This window comes from Sinorhizobium sp. 7-81 (assembly GCF_030124405.1).
GTDB classification, from domain to species: Bacteria; Pseudomonadota; Alphaproteobacteria; order Rhizobiales; family Rhizobiaceae; genus Sinorhizobium; species Sinorhizobium psoraleae.
This window is the reverse complement of sequence record NZ_JASKLT010000002.1, coordinates 1,012,026-1,025,218: the sequence shown is the minus strand read 5'-3', so window position 1 is coordinate 1,025,218 and position 13,193 is coordinate 1,012,026. Positions and strand designations below refer to the sequence as shown.

Below are 13,193 nucleotides of genomic sequence, written 5' to 3'. Positions count from 1 at the left end.
CGATGGGCGAATTTATCATCAAGATGCCGGATGTCGGCGAAGGCGTCGCCGAGGCCGAACTTGTCGAATGGCACGTGAAGCTCGGCGATCCCGTACGCGAGGACATGGTGCTCGCCGCCGTCATGACCGACAAGGCGACCGTCGAGATTCCCTCGCCGGTCACCGGCAAGGTTTTGTGGCTTGGCGCTGAAATCGGCGACACGGTCGCGGTCAAGGCCCCGCTCGTCAGAATCGAAACCGTCGGCGAAGAGGGCGAAGCACCCCCGGACAGCGTTCCGGAGGCACTTGCCGAAGCCGTGCTGGACGAGCCCGTCGCCGTCTCTGCCCCGCCGGCGGCGAAAGCACCGCCGAAGCCTGAAAGGACCGAGCCAAAGCCGGCACCGGCGCCGCGCGAGGCGTTGGACGTTTCCAAAAAGCCGCTCGCCTCGCCGGCTGTCCGGCTGCGCGCGAAGGACAGCGGCGTGGACCTCAGGCAGGTAACCGGCACCGGGCCGGCGGGCCGGATCACCCACGAGGACCTCGATCTTTTCCTGAGCCGCGGTGCTCAGCCGGCGCCGGCGACAACCGGTCTCGTCCGCAAGACCGCGGTGGAGGAAATCAAGGTCACCGGCCTGAGACGCCGCATCGCCGAAAAGATGACGCTCTCCACCTCGCGCATTCCCCACATCACCTATGTGGAGGAAGTGGACATGACCGCGCTCGAGGACTTGCGCGCGACGATGAACCGTGACCGCAAACCCGATCAGCTGAAACTGACGGTCCTGCCGTTCCTGATGCGGGCGCTGGTAAAGACGATCGCCGACCAGCCGGGCGTCAACGCGACCTTCGATGACGGCGCAGGAATCATTCATCGGCATGCGGCCGTGCATATCGGCATCGCCACCCAGACCCCCGCCGGCCTGACTGTTCCGGTCGTCCGCCACGCCGAAGCGCGCGGAATCTGGGATTGCGCCGCCGAGTTGAACAGGCTGGCGGATGCCGCCCGCACGGGAACCGCAACCCGCGACGAGCTGACCGGCTCGACCATCACCATCAGCTCGCTCGGCGCGCTTGGCGGCATCGCATCGACGCCGGTCATCAACCATCCGGAGGTCGCGATCGTCGGGGTAAACAAGATCGCAGTCCGTCCGGTCTGGGACGGGACGCAATTCGTGCCGCGCAAGATCATGAACCTTTCGTCAAGCTTCGATCACCGCGTCATCGATGGCTGGGATGCCGCGACTTTCGTCCAGCGGCTGAAGACGCTGCTTGAAACGCCGGCGCTGATTTTTGTTGAAGGGTGATGCGGTCATGAAGGAAATTTCCTGCAAACTTCTGGTGCTTGGCGCCGGTCCCGGCGGCTATATCTGCGCCATCCGCGCGGGCCAGCTCGGCGTCGATACCGTGATCGTGGAGAAGGCAAAGGCCGGCGGCACCTGCCTCAACGTCGGATGCATTCCCTCGAAGGCGCTGATCCACGCGGCCGAGGAATTCCACAAACTCCGCACGGCGTCGTCGGGCAAGAATCCCCTCGGCCTTTCGCTGAGCGCGCCGGCGATCGACCTGGCGCAGACGGTCGCCTGGAAAGACGGCATCGTCGGACGGTTGAATGGCGGCGTGACGGGCCTGTTGAAAAAAGCGGGCGTCAAGGCGGTTGTCGGTGAGGCGCGCTTCGTCGACGGCAAGACGGTCGATGTCGAGACCGAGACCGGCCTGCAGCGCATTCGGGCCGAGGCGGTTGTCATCGCCACCGGCTCGGCGCCGGTCGAACTTCCCGACCTGCCCTTCGGCGACAAGGTCATCTCCTCGACCGGAGCGCTGGCGCTGAAGACTGTTCCGCCGACGCTCGCCGTCATCGGCGGCGGCTATATCGGCCTCGAACTCGGCACCGCCTTCGCCAAGCTGGGCTCGAAGGTGACCGTGCTCGAAGCCATGGACCGCATCCTGCCGCAATACGACGCCGATCTTTCAAAGCCGGTGATGAAGCGCCTCGCCGAACTCGGAGTCGACGTCTTCACGCGGACCGCCGCCAAGCGGCTCTCGGCGGACGGCCGCGGCCTGCTTGCGGAAGAAAGCGGGCGCCCCTTCGAGGTACCTGCCGAAAAGGTCCTCGTGACCGTCGGGCGCAAGCCTGTGACGGCGGGATGGGGGATCGAGGAGATCGATCTCGATCGCGCCGGGAAGTTCATCCGCATCGACGACCAGTGCCGCACCTCTATGCGCGGCATCTACGCCATCGGCGACGTCACCGGTGAACCGATGCTCGCGCATCGCGCCATGGCGCAGGGCGAGATGGTTGCCGAGATCGTCGCCGGCCGTAAGCGGAGTTGGGACAAGCACTGCATCCCGGCCGTCTGCTTCACCGATCCGGAGATCGTCAGCGCCGGCCTTTCACCGGACGAGGCGCGCGCGACCGGCATCGAAATCAAGATCGGCCAGTTCCCCTTCCAGGCGAACGGCCGTGCCATGACGACGCTTTCCGAAGACGGCTTCGTCCGCGTCGTCGCACGCGCCGACAATCACCTCGTGCTCGGCATCCATGCGGTCGGGCACGGCGTTTCGGAACTCTCGGCGACCTTCGCGCTGGCGATCGAGATGGGCGCTCGTCTGGAAGACATTGCCGGCACGATCCACGCCCACCCGACCCAGTCGGAGGCCTTTCAGGAAGCGGCTTTCAAGGGATTGGGGCACGCGCTGCATATTTGAGCGGGTGAGATTGCCCCTCAACCCGCTGCCGCGACCTTCTCCCCGCAGGGCGGGGAGAAGGAGCAAGCCGCGCCCCATTCAATCCCATCGCCGCTTCTGCCGAGACCCGGCCGCCTGAAGCCGTCCGCGGGTCAGGCTCCAATTTGCATGTAGAGCAACAAATCAAATCACGACCTTGTCCCCTCTCCCCGCGATCGGGGAGAGGGTTAGTGTGAGGGACAAAGAAGCTCAGAAACTTGCTACTGCAACAGTTCCAGCCCGACCGCCGTCGCCTCGCCGCCGCCGATGCAGAGCGAGGCGATGCCGCGCTTAACCCCATTCGCGCGCATAGCATGGAGTAACGTCACGACGATACGGGCGCCCGAAGCGCCGATCGGGTGGCCGAGAGCACAGGCGCCGCCATGGATGTTGACGATGTCGTCGGAGAGGCCGAGGTCGCGGATCGCCGCCATGGCGACAACGGCAAAGGCCTCATTGATCTCGTAGAGGCCGACGCTGCCTTTCTCCCAATTCAGCTTGTCGAGCAGCTTCTCAGTCGCGCCGATCGGCGCGGTGGTGAACCAGGCCGGCTCCTGAGCATGGCCGGCATGACCGGCAACGATCGCAAGCGGCGTCAGCCCGCGCCTCTCCGCTTCGCTCGCGCGCATCAGGATCAGCGCTGCGGCGCCGTCGGAGATGGAGGAGGAATTGGCGGCCGTGACGCTACCGCCGTCGCGGAAGGCGGGTTTCAACTTCGGTATCTTCGCGGGATCGGCCTTCGTCGGCTGTTCGTCGCGCTCCAGGTTCGCACTCCCGCGCTTGCCACCATCGGTTATCGCCACGATCTCATCGGTAAAGGACTTGTCCTCCGCCGCTTTCAGCGCTCGTTCCAGAGAGCGCAGGGCGAAGGCGTCCTGATCGGCGCGCGAGAATTGATAGTGCTGAGCCGTGTCTTCGGCATAGGTCCCCATCAGCCGACCGGAATAGGCGTCCTCCAGCCCATCGAGGAACATGTGGTCCTTGACCTCGCCGTGGCCGAGCCGGAAACCGCCACGGGCCTTGGGCAGCAGATAGGGAGCGTTGGTCATCGACTCCATGCCGCCGGCAGCGATCACCGACGCACTGCCGGAGAGAAGCGCGTCGTGACCGAGCATGAGCGCTTTCATGCCGGAGCCGCAGACCTTCGAGACCGTGGTCGCGGGCGTTTCCTTTCCGAGCCCGGCGCCGAGCGCCGCCTGCCGCGCTGGGTTCTGGCCGATGCCAGCGGGCAAGACATTGCCCATAAGGACTTCGTCGACCGCATCGAGGTCGGCGCGTTCGAGCGCAGCCTTCAAGGCGATGGCACCAAGTTCCGGTGCCGTCAGGTCCTTCAGCCCTCCCTGAAAGGCCCCCATCGGCGTGCGCGCCGCCGAAACGATAACCACCGGATCGCGATTGCTCATTCTGGTCCTCCTATACGGCCGACGATCGATCGAAGGACTATAGCGCCGGATTGGGGCGAGGCAACGCCCAGCCGACCGTTCCCCGATAGAGAATCGAATCGGAGATAATCACGCGGAAAATCAGAACGTTACGAACGTTGTGGCGCGTCCGGAAAGACGCGCCACAGGAAGATCAGCCCATCCGCTCCGAGGCATAGCTTCCCGGGCTCGGCGGGAAGACGACGACGCGGTTGCCGTTGATGAAGCAGCGGTGGTGGATGTGGGCGTGCACGGCCCGGGCCAGCACCTGGCTTTCGACATCGCGGCCGATCGAGACATAGTCTTCGGCGCTCTGGGCATGGGTGATGCGGGCGATGTCCTGCTCGATGATCGGACCCTCGTCGAGATCGGCGGTGACGTAATGCGCCGTCGCGCCGATCAGCTTGACGCCGCGCTCATAGGCCTGCTTGTAGGGGTTGGCGCCCTTGAAGCTCGGCAGGAAGGAATGGTGGATGTTGATGATCCGCCCCGACATCTTCTTGCAGAGCTGGTCGGATAAGACCTGCATGTAGCGGGCGAGCACCACAAGCTCGGCTTCGCTCTGCTCGACGATTTCCATCAGCCGCGCTTCGGCCTGCGGCTTGTTCTCCTTGGTCACCTTGATGTGGTGGAAGGGAATGTCGTGGTTGACGACCACCTTCTGGTAGTCGAAGTGGTTGGAGACGACGCCGACGATGTCGATCGGCAGCGCGCCGATCTTCCAGCGGTAGAGCAGGTCGTTCAGGCAATGGCCGAAACGCGACACCATCAACAGCACCTTCATGCGCTCTTCGGAATCGCGGATCTCCGCAGTCATCTCGAACCGTTTGATAACCGGCGCAAAGCCTTCGCGCAGTTCCTCCAGCTTCGCACCTTCCTGGCTGATGAAGACCAACCGCATGAAGAACAGGCCCGACTGGAGATCGTCAAACTGTGAGCTGTCGACGATGTTGCAACCCCGTTCGGCGAGGTAGCCGGAAACTGCCGCGATGATGCCGGCCATCGACCTGCAAGTTATTGTAAGGATGTGCGTTTTCACGAATATCTTCCTTAGATCACGATGATTTTGGGATCGACCCAAGATCATAAACGTGATCGATTTCTAATAAGCTAGAGCGGGATGCGGGCGGAAAACCGCGCACACTTTTCCTCATCCCGCTCTAGTGCATGATTGTCGGTCGAATGCACTACACCGCGACGACGGCAACACAGTCGCCCTGCTTTACCAGACCTGGGAAGTGCCGGGCGGCCAGCAGGCCGTCCATTTTTGCCTTCAGCGCGACAGGTTCAACGCCGGTACGACCGATGGGGTAAATGCGGGCTACCACATCGCCCTTGCGCACCTTGTCCCCCAGATCGACGAGCGGCTCGATCAGGCCCCCATCTTCCGCGAACAGGAAGCAGTCCCCATCCGGCATGTCGAGCCATTCGGTTTTCGATGTCTCGACTGCGCCTTTCAGGATGCCGGCGGCGCGAAGCACGTTCCTCACGCCGCGTTTGGCGATGCCAGCGCTGCTGGCGGTTGCGGTTCCGCCGCCGCCAAGCTCGGTGGTGATGAACACCTTGCCCATCTCCTCGGCCGCCGTGTCGTACATTCCGACCGTATCGATCTCCAGCATCTTCATCGACCAGGGCGCGCCGAACGCCTCGACCAGTTCGAAGGCTTTTGCCTCCTGCTCCTTGTCGGGCAGGATGTGCGCGGCGCAGAATGGCAGGAAGTCAAGCGTCTTTCCACCCGAATGGAAGTCGAGGACAATGTCTGCGAGCGGCAGGAGCTCGCGCTGGAAATAGTCGGCGATCTTCTGCGTCACGGTGCCGTCCGGTTTTCCAGGAAAGCTGCGGTTCATGTTGCCCTTGTCGATCGGCGACGTGCGGGTGCCGGCGGCGAAGGCGGGATAGTTCATGGCAGGTACGATGATGACCCGTCCCATCACTTCATCCGGCTCCAATGTGCGGGCGAGGTCGAAAAGCGCGATCGGCCCTTCGTACTCGTCGCCGTGGTTGCCGCCCGTGAGAAGGGCCGTAGGCCCATCCCCATTCTTGACGACGGTGATCGGTATCATCACCGATCCCCAGGCGGAGTCATCGCGGCTGTAGGGCAACCGCAGAAAGCCGTGCTGGACGCCTTCGGCCGAAAAATCGACGCTTGCTGAGATCGGCGATGGCCGCAATATCGTCTCGGTCATTTGATGCTAGTCCTTGATAAAGAGCTGGCGCGGCACGTTGGCGAAGCATTCGACGCCGGTCTCGGTGATGAGAATGCTTTCCGTGGTCTCGAAGCCCATGTCCTCGAGCCACAGCCCCGTCATGAAGTGGAAGGTCATACCTGGCTTGAGTTCGGTCCTGTCGCCTGGACGCAGGCTCATCGTGCGCTCGCCCCAGTCCGGCGGATAGGAAAGCCCGATCGGATAGCCGGTGCGGCTGTCCTTGACGATGCCGTATTTTTTCAGGACCGCGAACAAGGCTTTGGCTATGTCCTCGCAGGTGTTGCCCGGCCTGGCAACGGCAAGTCCGGCCTCCATTCCTTCGAGAGTCGCCTTTTCCGCGTCGAGAAAGGCCTTTGTCGGCTTGCCGAGGAAGACGGTGCGCGACAGTGGCACATGGTAACGATTGTAGCAGCCGGCGATCTCGAAGAAGGTCCCCTCTCCCGCCTTCATGAGCTTGTCGTCCCAGGTAAGATGCGGCGCGGTTGCATCGCGGCCCGACGGCAGCAGCGGCACGATTGCCGGATAGTCGCCGCCGATACCGTCAACCCCGCGAGTGCCGGCGTCATAGATCTCCGCGACCAGATCGCATTTACGCATGCCGACCTCGATCTTGTCGAAGATACGCCGATGCATGCCCTCGACGATGCGGGCCGCGTTGCGCATGTATTTGATCTCGGTCTCGCTCTTGACCGCGCGCTGCCAGTTGACGAGCGCCGTCGCATCGACGAAGCGCGCATTCGGCAGATGCTTTTGCAGCGAGGCGAAGGCGGCGGCGGAGAACCAGTAGTTGTCCATCTCGACGCCGATCCTGAGTGAACCCCAGCCGCGTTCGGCAAGGATGCCGGAGAGGTAATCCATCGGGTGGCGCTCGGTGGACTGCACGTAGTGGTCGGGATAGCCGATGATGTTCTCGTGCTTCAGATAGGCGGTCAGCTTCGCGCCGTTGGCGTCCTGACCGCGGCCAAACCAGATCGGTTCGCCCGACGGCGGTACGATCACGGCCTGGTGCACGTAGAAGGACCAGCCGTCATAGCCCGTCAGCCAGGCCATGTTCGATGGGTCACTGACGATCAGCAGATCGATGCCCTTCGCCTCCATCGACTGGCGCGTTTTCAGCAGTCTTGCTTCGTATTCCGCCAAGGAAAATTTGAGATTGGGTTGCGTCATGTCGTATCCTCTATTCCCCCCAGCGCTAGCTTTCGAACGTGGTCCCGGCCTCCGCCGCATTGGCCTGCGTGAAGGCGAGTGTGGCTATTGCCGTATCCTGGATGCCGGTGCCGGTAAGATCCGCGATGGTGATCTGATCGGCGTCAGCGCGTCCCGGTCTCTGCCCGGCGATGATCTGCCCGAGCTCCGGGAAGTCATTTCCAGCCCCGACGACGCCAGCCTCGATGGCGTGGTGCAGTTCGCCGAGCCTCCGCGTTTGCGCGAGACTGTCGGCCACATAAAGATCCGCGCGGCCAATGGCGGCGGGCTCGATCTCGTTCTTGTGCTCAGCGTCCGAGCCCATCGCCGTGACATGCTGTCCCTTCTCGAGCCATTCCGCTTTCAGGATGGGCGTGGTCGAGGGCGTCGTCGTGATGATGACGTGTGCGCCCGAGACAGCCGCCTTGGCGCCCGAAACGGCGGCGACAGGGATCCCGAGCTTTGCGGCAAGCTCATCCGCCGCAGCCTTGGCCTTCACATGATCGCGCGCCCAGATGCGTGCTTCGCGGATCGGCCGCACCAGCGCGAGCGCCTGAAGCTGCAGCTTCGCCTGCATCCCGGCCCCCAGAACCGCTGCAACGCTGGCATCCTCCCGGGCAAGATGCTTGGCGGCGACCGCTCCGGCGGCGGCGGTGCGGACATCCGTCAGGTAGCCGTTGTCGAGCAGGAGCGCCTCAACGAGGCCGGTGCGGCTGGAGAGCAACACCATCATGCCGTTGGTGCTCGGCAAACCGATCTTCGGATTGTCGAAGAAGCCGGGGCTGATCTTGATTGCAAAGCCTTCGATGCCGGGAACATAGGCTGTCTTGACGTCCACCTCGCCGCGGTACTCCGGAATGTCCAGCCGCAGGATGGGCGGCATTGCCACGGCCTTCGTCGCCAAGGCATGGAAAGCACCCTCGATGCAACCGACCACTTCGAGATCGAGCGATACGACCGCCCTCAGGTCGGCCTCTGTGAGAATTTTCATTTGTCTCATGTTCTATCCTCCCGAAGGGGATCCGTTTCGCCGTTTATCACGCGCCGGTGCAGCCCCATGTCGATGTTGCGTCCTGAAAGGATCACCGCGACAGGTCCGCCGACGTTCCGGATCTTGCCCGCCAAGAGCGCCGCGAAGCCGACGGCCCCCGCCCCCTCGACAATCTCGCGTTCCTGTTCGTAGGCGTGACGAATGCCGACGGCGATCTCTTCTTCTGAAAGCAGCACGACGTCGTCGAGGAGATCGCGGCACATTGAGAACGTGACCCGGTTGTCGAGTCCGATCCCCCCGCCGAGCGAATCCGCAAGACTTGCCTCTTCCTCGACTTGCACGGGACGGCCAGCGTCGAGGCTTGCCTTCATCGCCGCACCGCGCTCCATCGTCAGCCCGATCACGCGCGCCTTCGGCCGACGTGCTTTGACCGCGGCGGCGACGCCCGCCGCGAGCCCGCCGCCGGATAGTGGCACAAGCACGGTGGACACATCCGGCATGTCCTCGACAATCTCCAGCCCCAAGGTACCTTGGCCTGCAACGATCGCCGGATGGTCGAAGGGCGGTACCATCACCAGCCCCTCATCGCTGACCAGACGGTCGACCTCCTGCTGGGCCTCGTCTTGCGATCTGCCGACGATTCTCACATTCGCTCCGAGGCGTCGGATCTCCGAGACCTTGTTCTCCGGTACCAGCCGCGACATGCAGATCGTCGCGCTCGATCCTTCGGCCTTCGCCGCATGGGCAAGCGCCCGGCCGTGATTGCCGGTCGAGGCCGCCACAACGCCGCGGGCCCGCTCCTTCGGGCTGAGCGACAGGACGGCGTTGGTGGCGCCGCGTAGCTTGAAGCTGCCGGTGGTCTGGTGGTGTTCGAGCTTCAGGCCGACAGGCACGCCGCAGCGCTCGGAAAGCGACGCGGAAAGGACGAACGGCGTGCGCAGGATTCGGCCGGCGATCCGTTGGCGGGCAGCCAGGAAAGTATCGAGCTCCATCACTGACATTCCTCCAGCCATTCAGAGATGCTTCGGGCGAAGCTTCGCGGCACGACAAATTCGCCATCGCGCTCCGAGGAACGCGTGAACATGACCGGGATGCGGTGCAGCGAGGAAAAGGTCGCAACGCCCAGCGTGCGTTCCCAGTCAATCGCCAGACACTTGGAGACGACGTCACGCAGGTCAGGCGTCGAAACCTCAATGCGTATCCGTCCTTCGCTGAGGTCGAGCCTGCAGCCCAATTCGGGCGGGATTTCGGAAGCAATCGTCGACGAGCGCTCTAGCGGGAAGATCCAGAAGCGGCGCGGTCCGGCGCGCACGACCCTCAGGCCGTCGCGGCCAGCGATTTCCCCGACCTGCGTCGGCAGGGCGCCGCCGATCTCGCCGGCAAGCGCCGACTCGAACGCCGCAAGAGCACCCTCCCAGGCATCACATTGAATGAGCGGGCATGGCAGTTGCTTGAGCACCATGTGCGTGGCGGATAACGTCTCAACCATGCATGCGTTCTCCGGCGGGATCGAGGAAGACGGGCGAAACGACACGCGCCCGCACGACTTCATTTTTCATGGGATAGGAGGCAATCACCTCGTCGCCTTTGAAGTCCGCGGCAAGCAGTCCGAGGCCGATGTAGCATTCCAGCTCCGGACTGTAGGTGATCGACGTCATGCGGCCGCAGCCGTGGCCTTGCAGCGGCTCGCCGGGTGCAAAAAGAAGCGCCCCGCCGCGAAGCCGTTTGCCGGGTTCGATGCATTTCAGGCCGACCAGCCGCTGGCGGTTTGCAGCCTGGAAAGCTTCCCGACGGCTCAGGGCCTCGCCGACGTAGCCGCTTCGCTTGGCGACCATCCGTCCCATGCCGAGGTCCGAAAGAGTCGTTCTGCCGTCGATTTCAGGACCGGCCACGTGGCCCTTTTCGATCCGCAGCGCCCCAAGCGCCTCAACGCCGTAGGGTTTCAGGCCATAAGTCGCGCCGACGTCGATGAGGTGCCGCCAGGCGGCTTCTCCGTTCGAGGCTCCGATATAGATCTCATAGGCGCGCTCACCGGAATAGCTGAGGCGTATGATCCTGAGCGGACTGTCCTTGAACGTTCCCTCGGCTAGCCCCATGTGCGGCAGCGCCTCGTTGGAGATATCGATACCCGGGAACGCGGCCGCGAGGATCTTGCCACTCTCAGGCCCCGCAACCGACATGCCCGCCCATTCATCGCTGACCGACGAAACGGAGACGCGCAGATCCGGCCACGCCGTGTCCAGAAGGAATTCCAGCCAGGAAAGCACGTCGGCCGCCTTTGCGGTCGACGTCGTCATGAAGAAGCGGTTTTGCCCCAGGCGCGTCGTCGTTCCGTCATCGAAAACGATGCCGTCGTCGCGCAGCATGACGCCGTAACGGGCCCGCCCCACCTTAAGGCTGGCAAAGCTATTGGCGTAGACCCGATCGAGAAAGACCGCCGCGTCCGGCCCCTGGATGTCAATCTTGCCGAGCGTCGAAATGTCCATGATCCCCGCCGCGGACCGCACGTGCCGCATTTCGTTGACGTAAGCCGTATTCACATCCTTGCCGGACGCCTCGAAGAACCACGGCCGCATCCAGAGCCCGACCTCGAGCATTTGCGCGCCGTTCGCGGTGTGCCAGTCGTCGATCGGCGTGAGACGGTAGGGACGGAAGTGATGACCGGTCGCACGTCCGGCGACCGCCCCGATCGCCACCGGCGCGTAGGGCGGCCGGAACGTGGTCGTTCCAGCTTCCGGGATCGAAATCCCGCGCAGCTTCGCCATCACCTTCAAGGCGTTGATATTGCTGGTCTTGCCCTGGTCCGTTCCCATCCCGAGCGTCGTATAGCGCTTGAGATGCTCGACCGACTCGTATCCTTCCCGCTGGGCGAGCTGGATATCGTCCAGCGTCACGTCCATCTGGAAATCGACGAATGCCTTTCGCTGACCGAAGACCGGCTTGTAGGCAGTCGTCTGACCGAAAGTTTCCTCAATATCCAATGCGGGCGCTTCGGCGACCGCTCCCACCTTTCCAGCGACGGCGGCCGCCGCGCGGCCGGCGCGGCCACCCTCGGCGACGGCCGCCGAGACGCTCAAGCTTCCAGCCGCCGCACCGGCGACGAACTGGGTTTCGGGGAGCTGTCCCGGAACAAAGCCATCGATGTCTGGCCGATAGACAGGCTTGACACCCTGATGCGACGTCAAATGCAGGACCGGAGACCAGCCCGCGGACATGCCGATAAGATCGCAGCTAACGCTTGTGGTGCCTTGCTTTCCGGCGAGGACGACACCCCTTACCCCGTATTTGCCTTTCACATCCACCACGTTCGTCGCGAGAAGAACCTCCGCGCCCATTTGCTTCGCCTTCGCCAGCAGCGTCGGCTCCGCCATCGGCCTTGCGTCGGCGATCGTGACGCGTGCCCCGTGGGCGAGGAGATCGAAAGCGGTGAGATAGGCGCTGTCGTCGGCGGTCGCGATCACGACGTTGTTGCCGGGCAAAACCGAGTAACGATTGACATATGTCCTGATCGCGGACGTCAGCATGGCGCCGGGCCGGTCATTGTTCGAGAACACAATCGGCCGCTCGATCGCGCCGGTGGCGAAGACGATGCTCTGGGCGCGCAGCAGCGTAAAGCTCTTTCTTGCCGCAGCCATACCGTGGCCTGCAAACGGATCTGCATCCTCGATCAGCGCGAGCGTATTCCCGTCGTAGAGTCCGAAGGCGGTTGTGCGCCGCATAATCCGAACGTTCGGCATGCCCTCAAGCTCGGTCCGCATTGCCCGCAGCCATGCCGCTCCCGCAGGTTCGGAAAGCAGCCGTCCGCCGATTTCGAAGTCCTGCTCTATCAAAAGCACGCGCGCTCCAGCTTGCGCGGCCGCCCGCGCAGCCGAAAGCCCGGCCGGCCCACTGCCGACGACCGCCACATCCGTGAAATCGTCACGGGCGTCGTACAGGTCCGGATCCGGCATCATTGTCGCTTTGCCGAGACCCGCCGCCTTGCGGATGACGTGCTCATAGACCATCCAGGCCCGGCGGGTCGGCCCCATGAAGGTCTTGTAGTAGAACCCCGAGGAAAGAAGCGGACTGAACAGGCTGTTGACGCTCTGGACATCGAAGCGCAAGGAGGGCCAGTTGTTCTGGCTTGTCGCTTCCAGGCCGGTTGTCAGTTCGAGCATCGTGGCTGGCAGGTTCGGCTCCCGGCGCGCGCCCGCCCCCACCGTCACCAAGGCATTCGGCTCCTCCACGCCGGCAGTGAGAATGCCGCGAGGGCGATGATATTTGAAGCTCCTGCCAACCAAGGAGACCCCGTTCGCAAGCAGAGCGGAAGCCAGGGTATCGCCCTTGAACCCCGAGTACGGGCGGCCATCGAACGTAAACTTGAGGGCTTGCGAGCGGTTGAGATATCCGCCTGACGCAAGACGCTTTTCGGTGGGTGTCATGCCCGTTGCCTTCTTGAAAAACTGACCGAACCGATCGAATGCGTGACCGTGTCGCGCTCGACGACGAGCCATTGGCGGCAGCCGAGAACGTGCTGCCAATATTCGCGATGCAGCCCCTTGGGATTGGCCCGCACGTACACATAGCGGTACCAGGCATCGAGATCCGGATTGTCGTGCGCGGGCCGCTCGACGGTGGCATCGCCGCCGTAACGGAATTCGCCATGGTCACGTACGCCGCAGCAGGGGCAGTCGATACGAAGCATCC

At 63.5% G+C, this 13,193-nt stretch carries 11 protein-coding genes; 2 read left to right on the top strand and 9 right to left on the bottom strand.

The window, feature by feature from the left end; translation table 11 throughout:
* The first annotated feature begins 2 nt into the window (after positions 1-2).
* Positions 3-1,283 carry a dihydrolipoamide acetyltransferase family protein gene (locus tag QN224_RS11915; protein ID WP_283976806.1) on the top strand — a complete coding sequence of 427 codons (1,281 nt, stop codon included), beginning with the start codon at positions 3-5 and terminating at the stop codon, positions 1,281-1,283.
* A gap of 7 nt (positions 1,284-1,290) precedes the next feature.
* A complete protein-coding gene (gene lpdA / locus QN224_RS11910; RefSeq protein WP_283976805.1) occupies positions 1,291-2,685 on the top strand; it encodes a dihydrolipoyl dehydrogenase in 1,395 nt (464 codons plus the stop codon).
* Positions 2,686-2,924: 239 nt separating this feature from the next.
* Here the strand turns inward: lpdA and QN224_RS11905 are convergent, their stop codons facing one another.
* The 9 genes from QN224_RS11905 to QN224_RS11865 all read right to left on the bottom strand — a co-directional run bounded on the left by QN224_RS11905 (position 2,925) and on the right by QN224_RS11865 (position 13,191).
* On the bottom strand, positions 2,925-4,106 hold the full coding sequence (locus QN224_RS11905; protein ID WP_283976804.1) for an acetyl-CoA C-acyltransferase: 1,182 nt from the start codon (positions 4,104-4,106) through the stop codon (positions 2,925-2,927).
* Between the two features lie 172 nt (positions 4,107-4,278).
* Positions 4,279-5,163, bottom strand: a complete 885-nt coding sequence (gene purU, locus QN224_RS11900; RefSeq protein WP_283976803.1) for a formyltetrahydrofolate deformylase — start codon at positions 5,161-5,163, stop codon at positions 4,279-4,281.
* A gap of 148 nt (positions 5,164-5,311) precedes the next feature.
* On the bottom strand, positions 5,312-6,310 hold the full coding sequence (doeB, locus tag QN224_RS11895; protein WP_283976802.1) for a N(2)-acetyl-L-2,4-diaminobutanoate deacetylase DoeB: 999 nt from the start codon (positions 6,308-6,310) through the stop codon (positions 5,312-5,314).
* 6 nt (positions 6,311-6,316) lie between these two features.
* Positions 6,317-7,498, bottom strand: a complete 1,182-nt coding sequence (doeA, locus tag QN224_RS11890) for an ectoine hydrolase DoeA (protein WP_283976801.1) — start codon at positions 7,496-7,498, stop codon at positions 6,317-6,319.
* Between the two features lie 25 nt (positions 7,499-7,523).
* Positions 7,524-8,516 (bottom strand): ectoine utilization protein EutC, encoded by a 993-nt coding sequence (eutC, locus tag QN224_RS11885; protein WP_283976800.1) that lies wholly within the window; start codon positions 8,514-8,516, stop codon positions 7,524-7,526.
* Positions 8,513-9,508: a hydroxyectoine utilization dehydratase EutB gene (gene eutB / locus QN224_RS11880; protein WP_283976799.1), complete on the bottom strand. Its 996-nt coding sequence runs from the start codon at positions 9,506-9,508 to the stop codon at positions 8,513-8,515. The genes eutC and eutB overlap by 4 nt, the downstream gene beginning before the upstream one ends.
* Positions 9,499-9,996 (bottom strand): sarcosine oxidase subunit gamma, encoded by a 498-nt coding sequence (locus tag QN224_RS11875; RefSeq protein WP_283976798.1) that lies wholly within the window; start codon positions 9,994-9,996, stop codon positions 9,499-9,501. The genes eutB and QN224_RS11875 overlap by 10 nt, the downstream gene beginning before the upstream one ends.
* Positions 9,989-12,928 carry a sarcosine oxidase subunit alpha family protein gene (locus QN224_RS11870; protein WP_283976797.1) on the bottom strand — a complete coding sequence of 980 codons (2,940 nt, stop codon included), beginning with the start codon at positions 12,926-12,928 and terminating at the stop codon, positions 9,989-9,991. The genes QN224_RS11875 and QN224_RS11870 overlap by 8 nt, the downstream gene beginning before the upstream one ends.
* On the bottom strand, positions 12,925-13,191 hold the full coding sequence (locus tag QN224_RS11865; RefSeq protein ID WP_283976796.1) for a sarcosine oxidase subunit delta: 267 nt from the start codon (positions 13,189-13,191) through the stop codon (positions 12,925-12,927). The genes QN224_RS11870 and QN224_RS11865 overlap by 4 nt, the downstream gene beginning before the upstream one ends.
* Positions 13,192-13,193 lie beyond the last annotated feature (2 nt).

Coding starts and splice junctions, on each gene's coding strand:
- lpdA (WP_283976805.1), top strand. CDS start 1,291: ATGAAGGAAATTTCCTGCAAACTTCTGGTGCTTGGCGCCGGTCCCGGC.
- eutC (WP_283976800.1), bottom strand. CDS start 8,516: ATGAGACAAATGAAAATTCTCACAGAGGCCGACCTGAGGGCGGTCGTA.
- QN224_RS11870 (WP_283976797.1), bottom strand. CDS start 12,928: ATGACACCCACCGAAAAGCGTCTTGCGTCAGGCGGATATCTCAACCGC.
- QN224_RS11865 (WP_283976796.1), bottom strand. CDS start 13,191: ATGCTTCGTATCGACTGCCCCTGCTGCGGCGTACGTGACCATGGCGAA.
- doeA (WP_283976801.1), bottom strand. CDS start 7,498: ATGACGCAACCCAATCTCAAATTTTCCTTGGCGGAATACGAAGCAAGA.
- eutB (WP_283976799.1), bottom strand. CDS start 9,508: ATGTCAGTGATGGAGCTCGATACTTTCCTGGCTGCCCGCCAACGGATC.
- doeB (WP_283976802.1), bottom strand. CDS start 6,310: ATGACCGAGACGATATTGCGGCCATCGCCGATCTCAGCAAGCGTCGAT.
- QN224_RS11875 (WP_283976798.1), bottom strand. CDS start 9,996: ATGGTTGAGACGTTATCCGCCACGCACATGGTGCTCAAGCAACTGCCA.
- QN224_RS11905 (WP_283976804.1), bottom strand. CDS start 4,106: ATGAGCAATCGCGATCCGGTGGTTATCGTTTCGGCGGCGCGCACGCCG.
- QN224_RS11915 (WP_283976806.1), top strand. CDS start 3: ATGGGCGAATTTATCATCAAGATGCCGGATGTCGGCGAAGGCGTCGCC.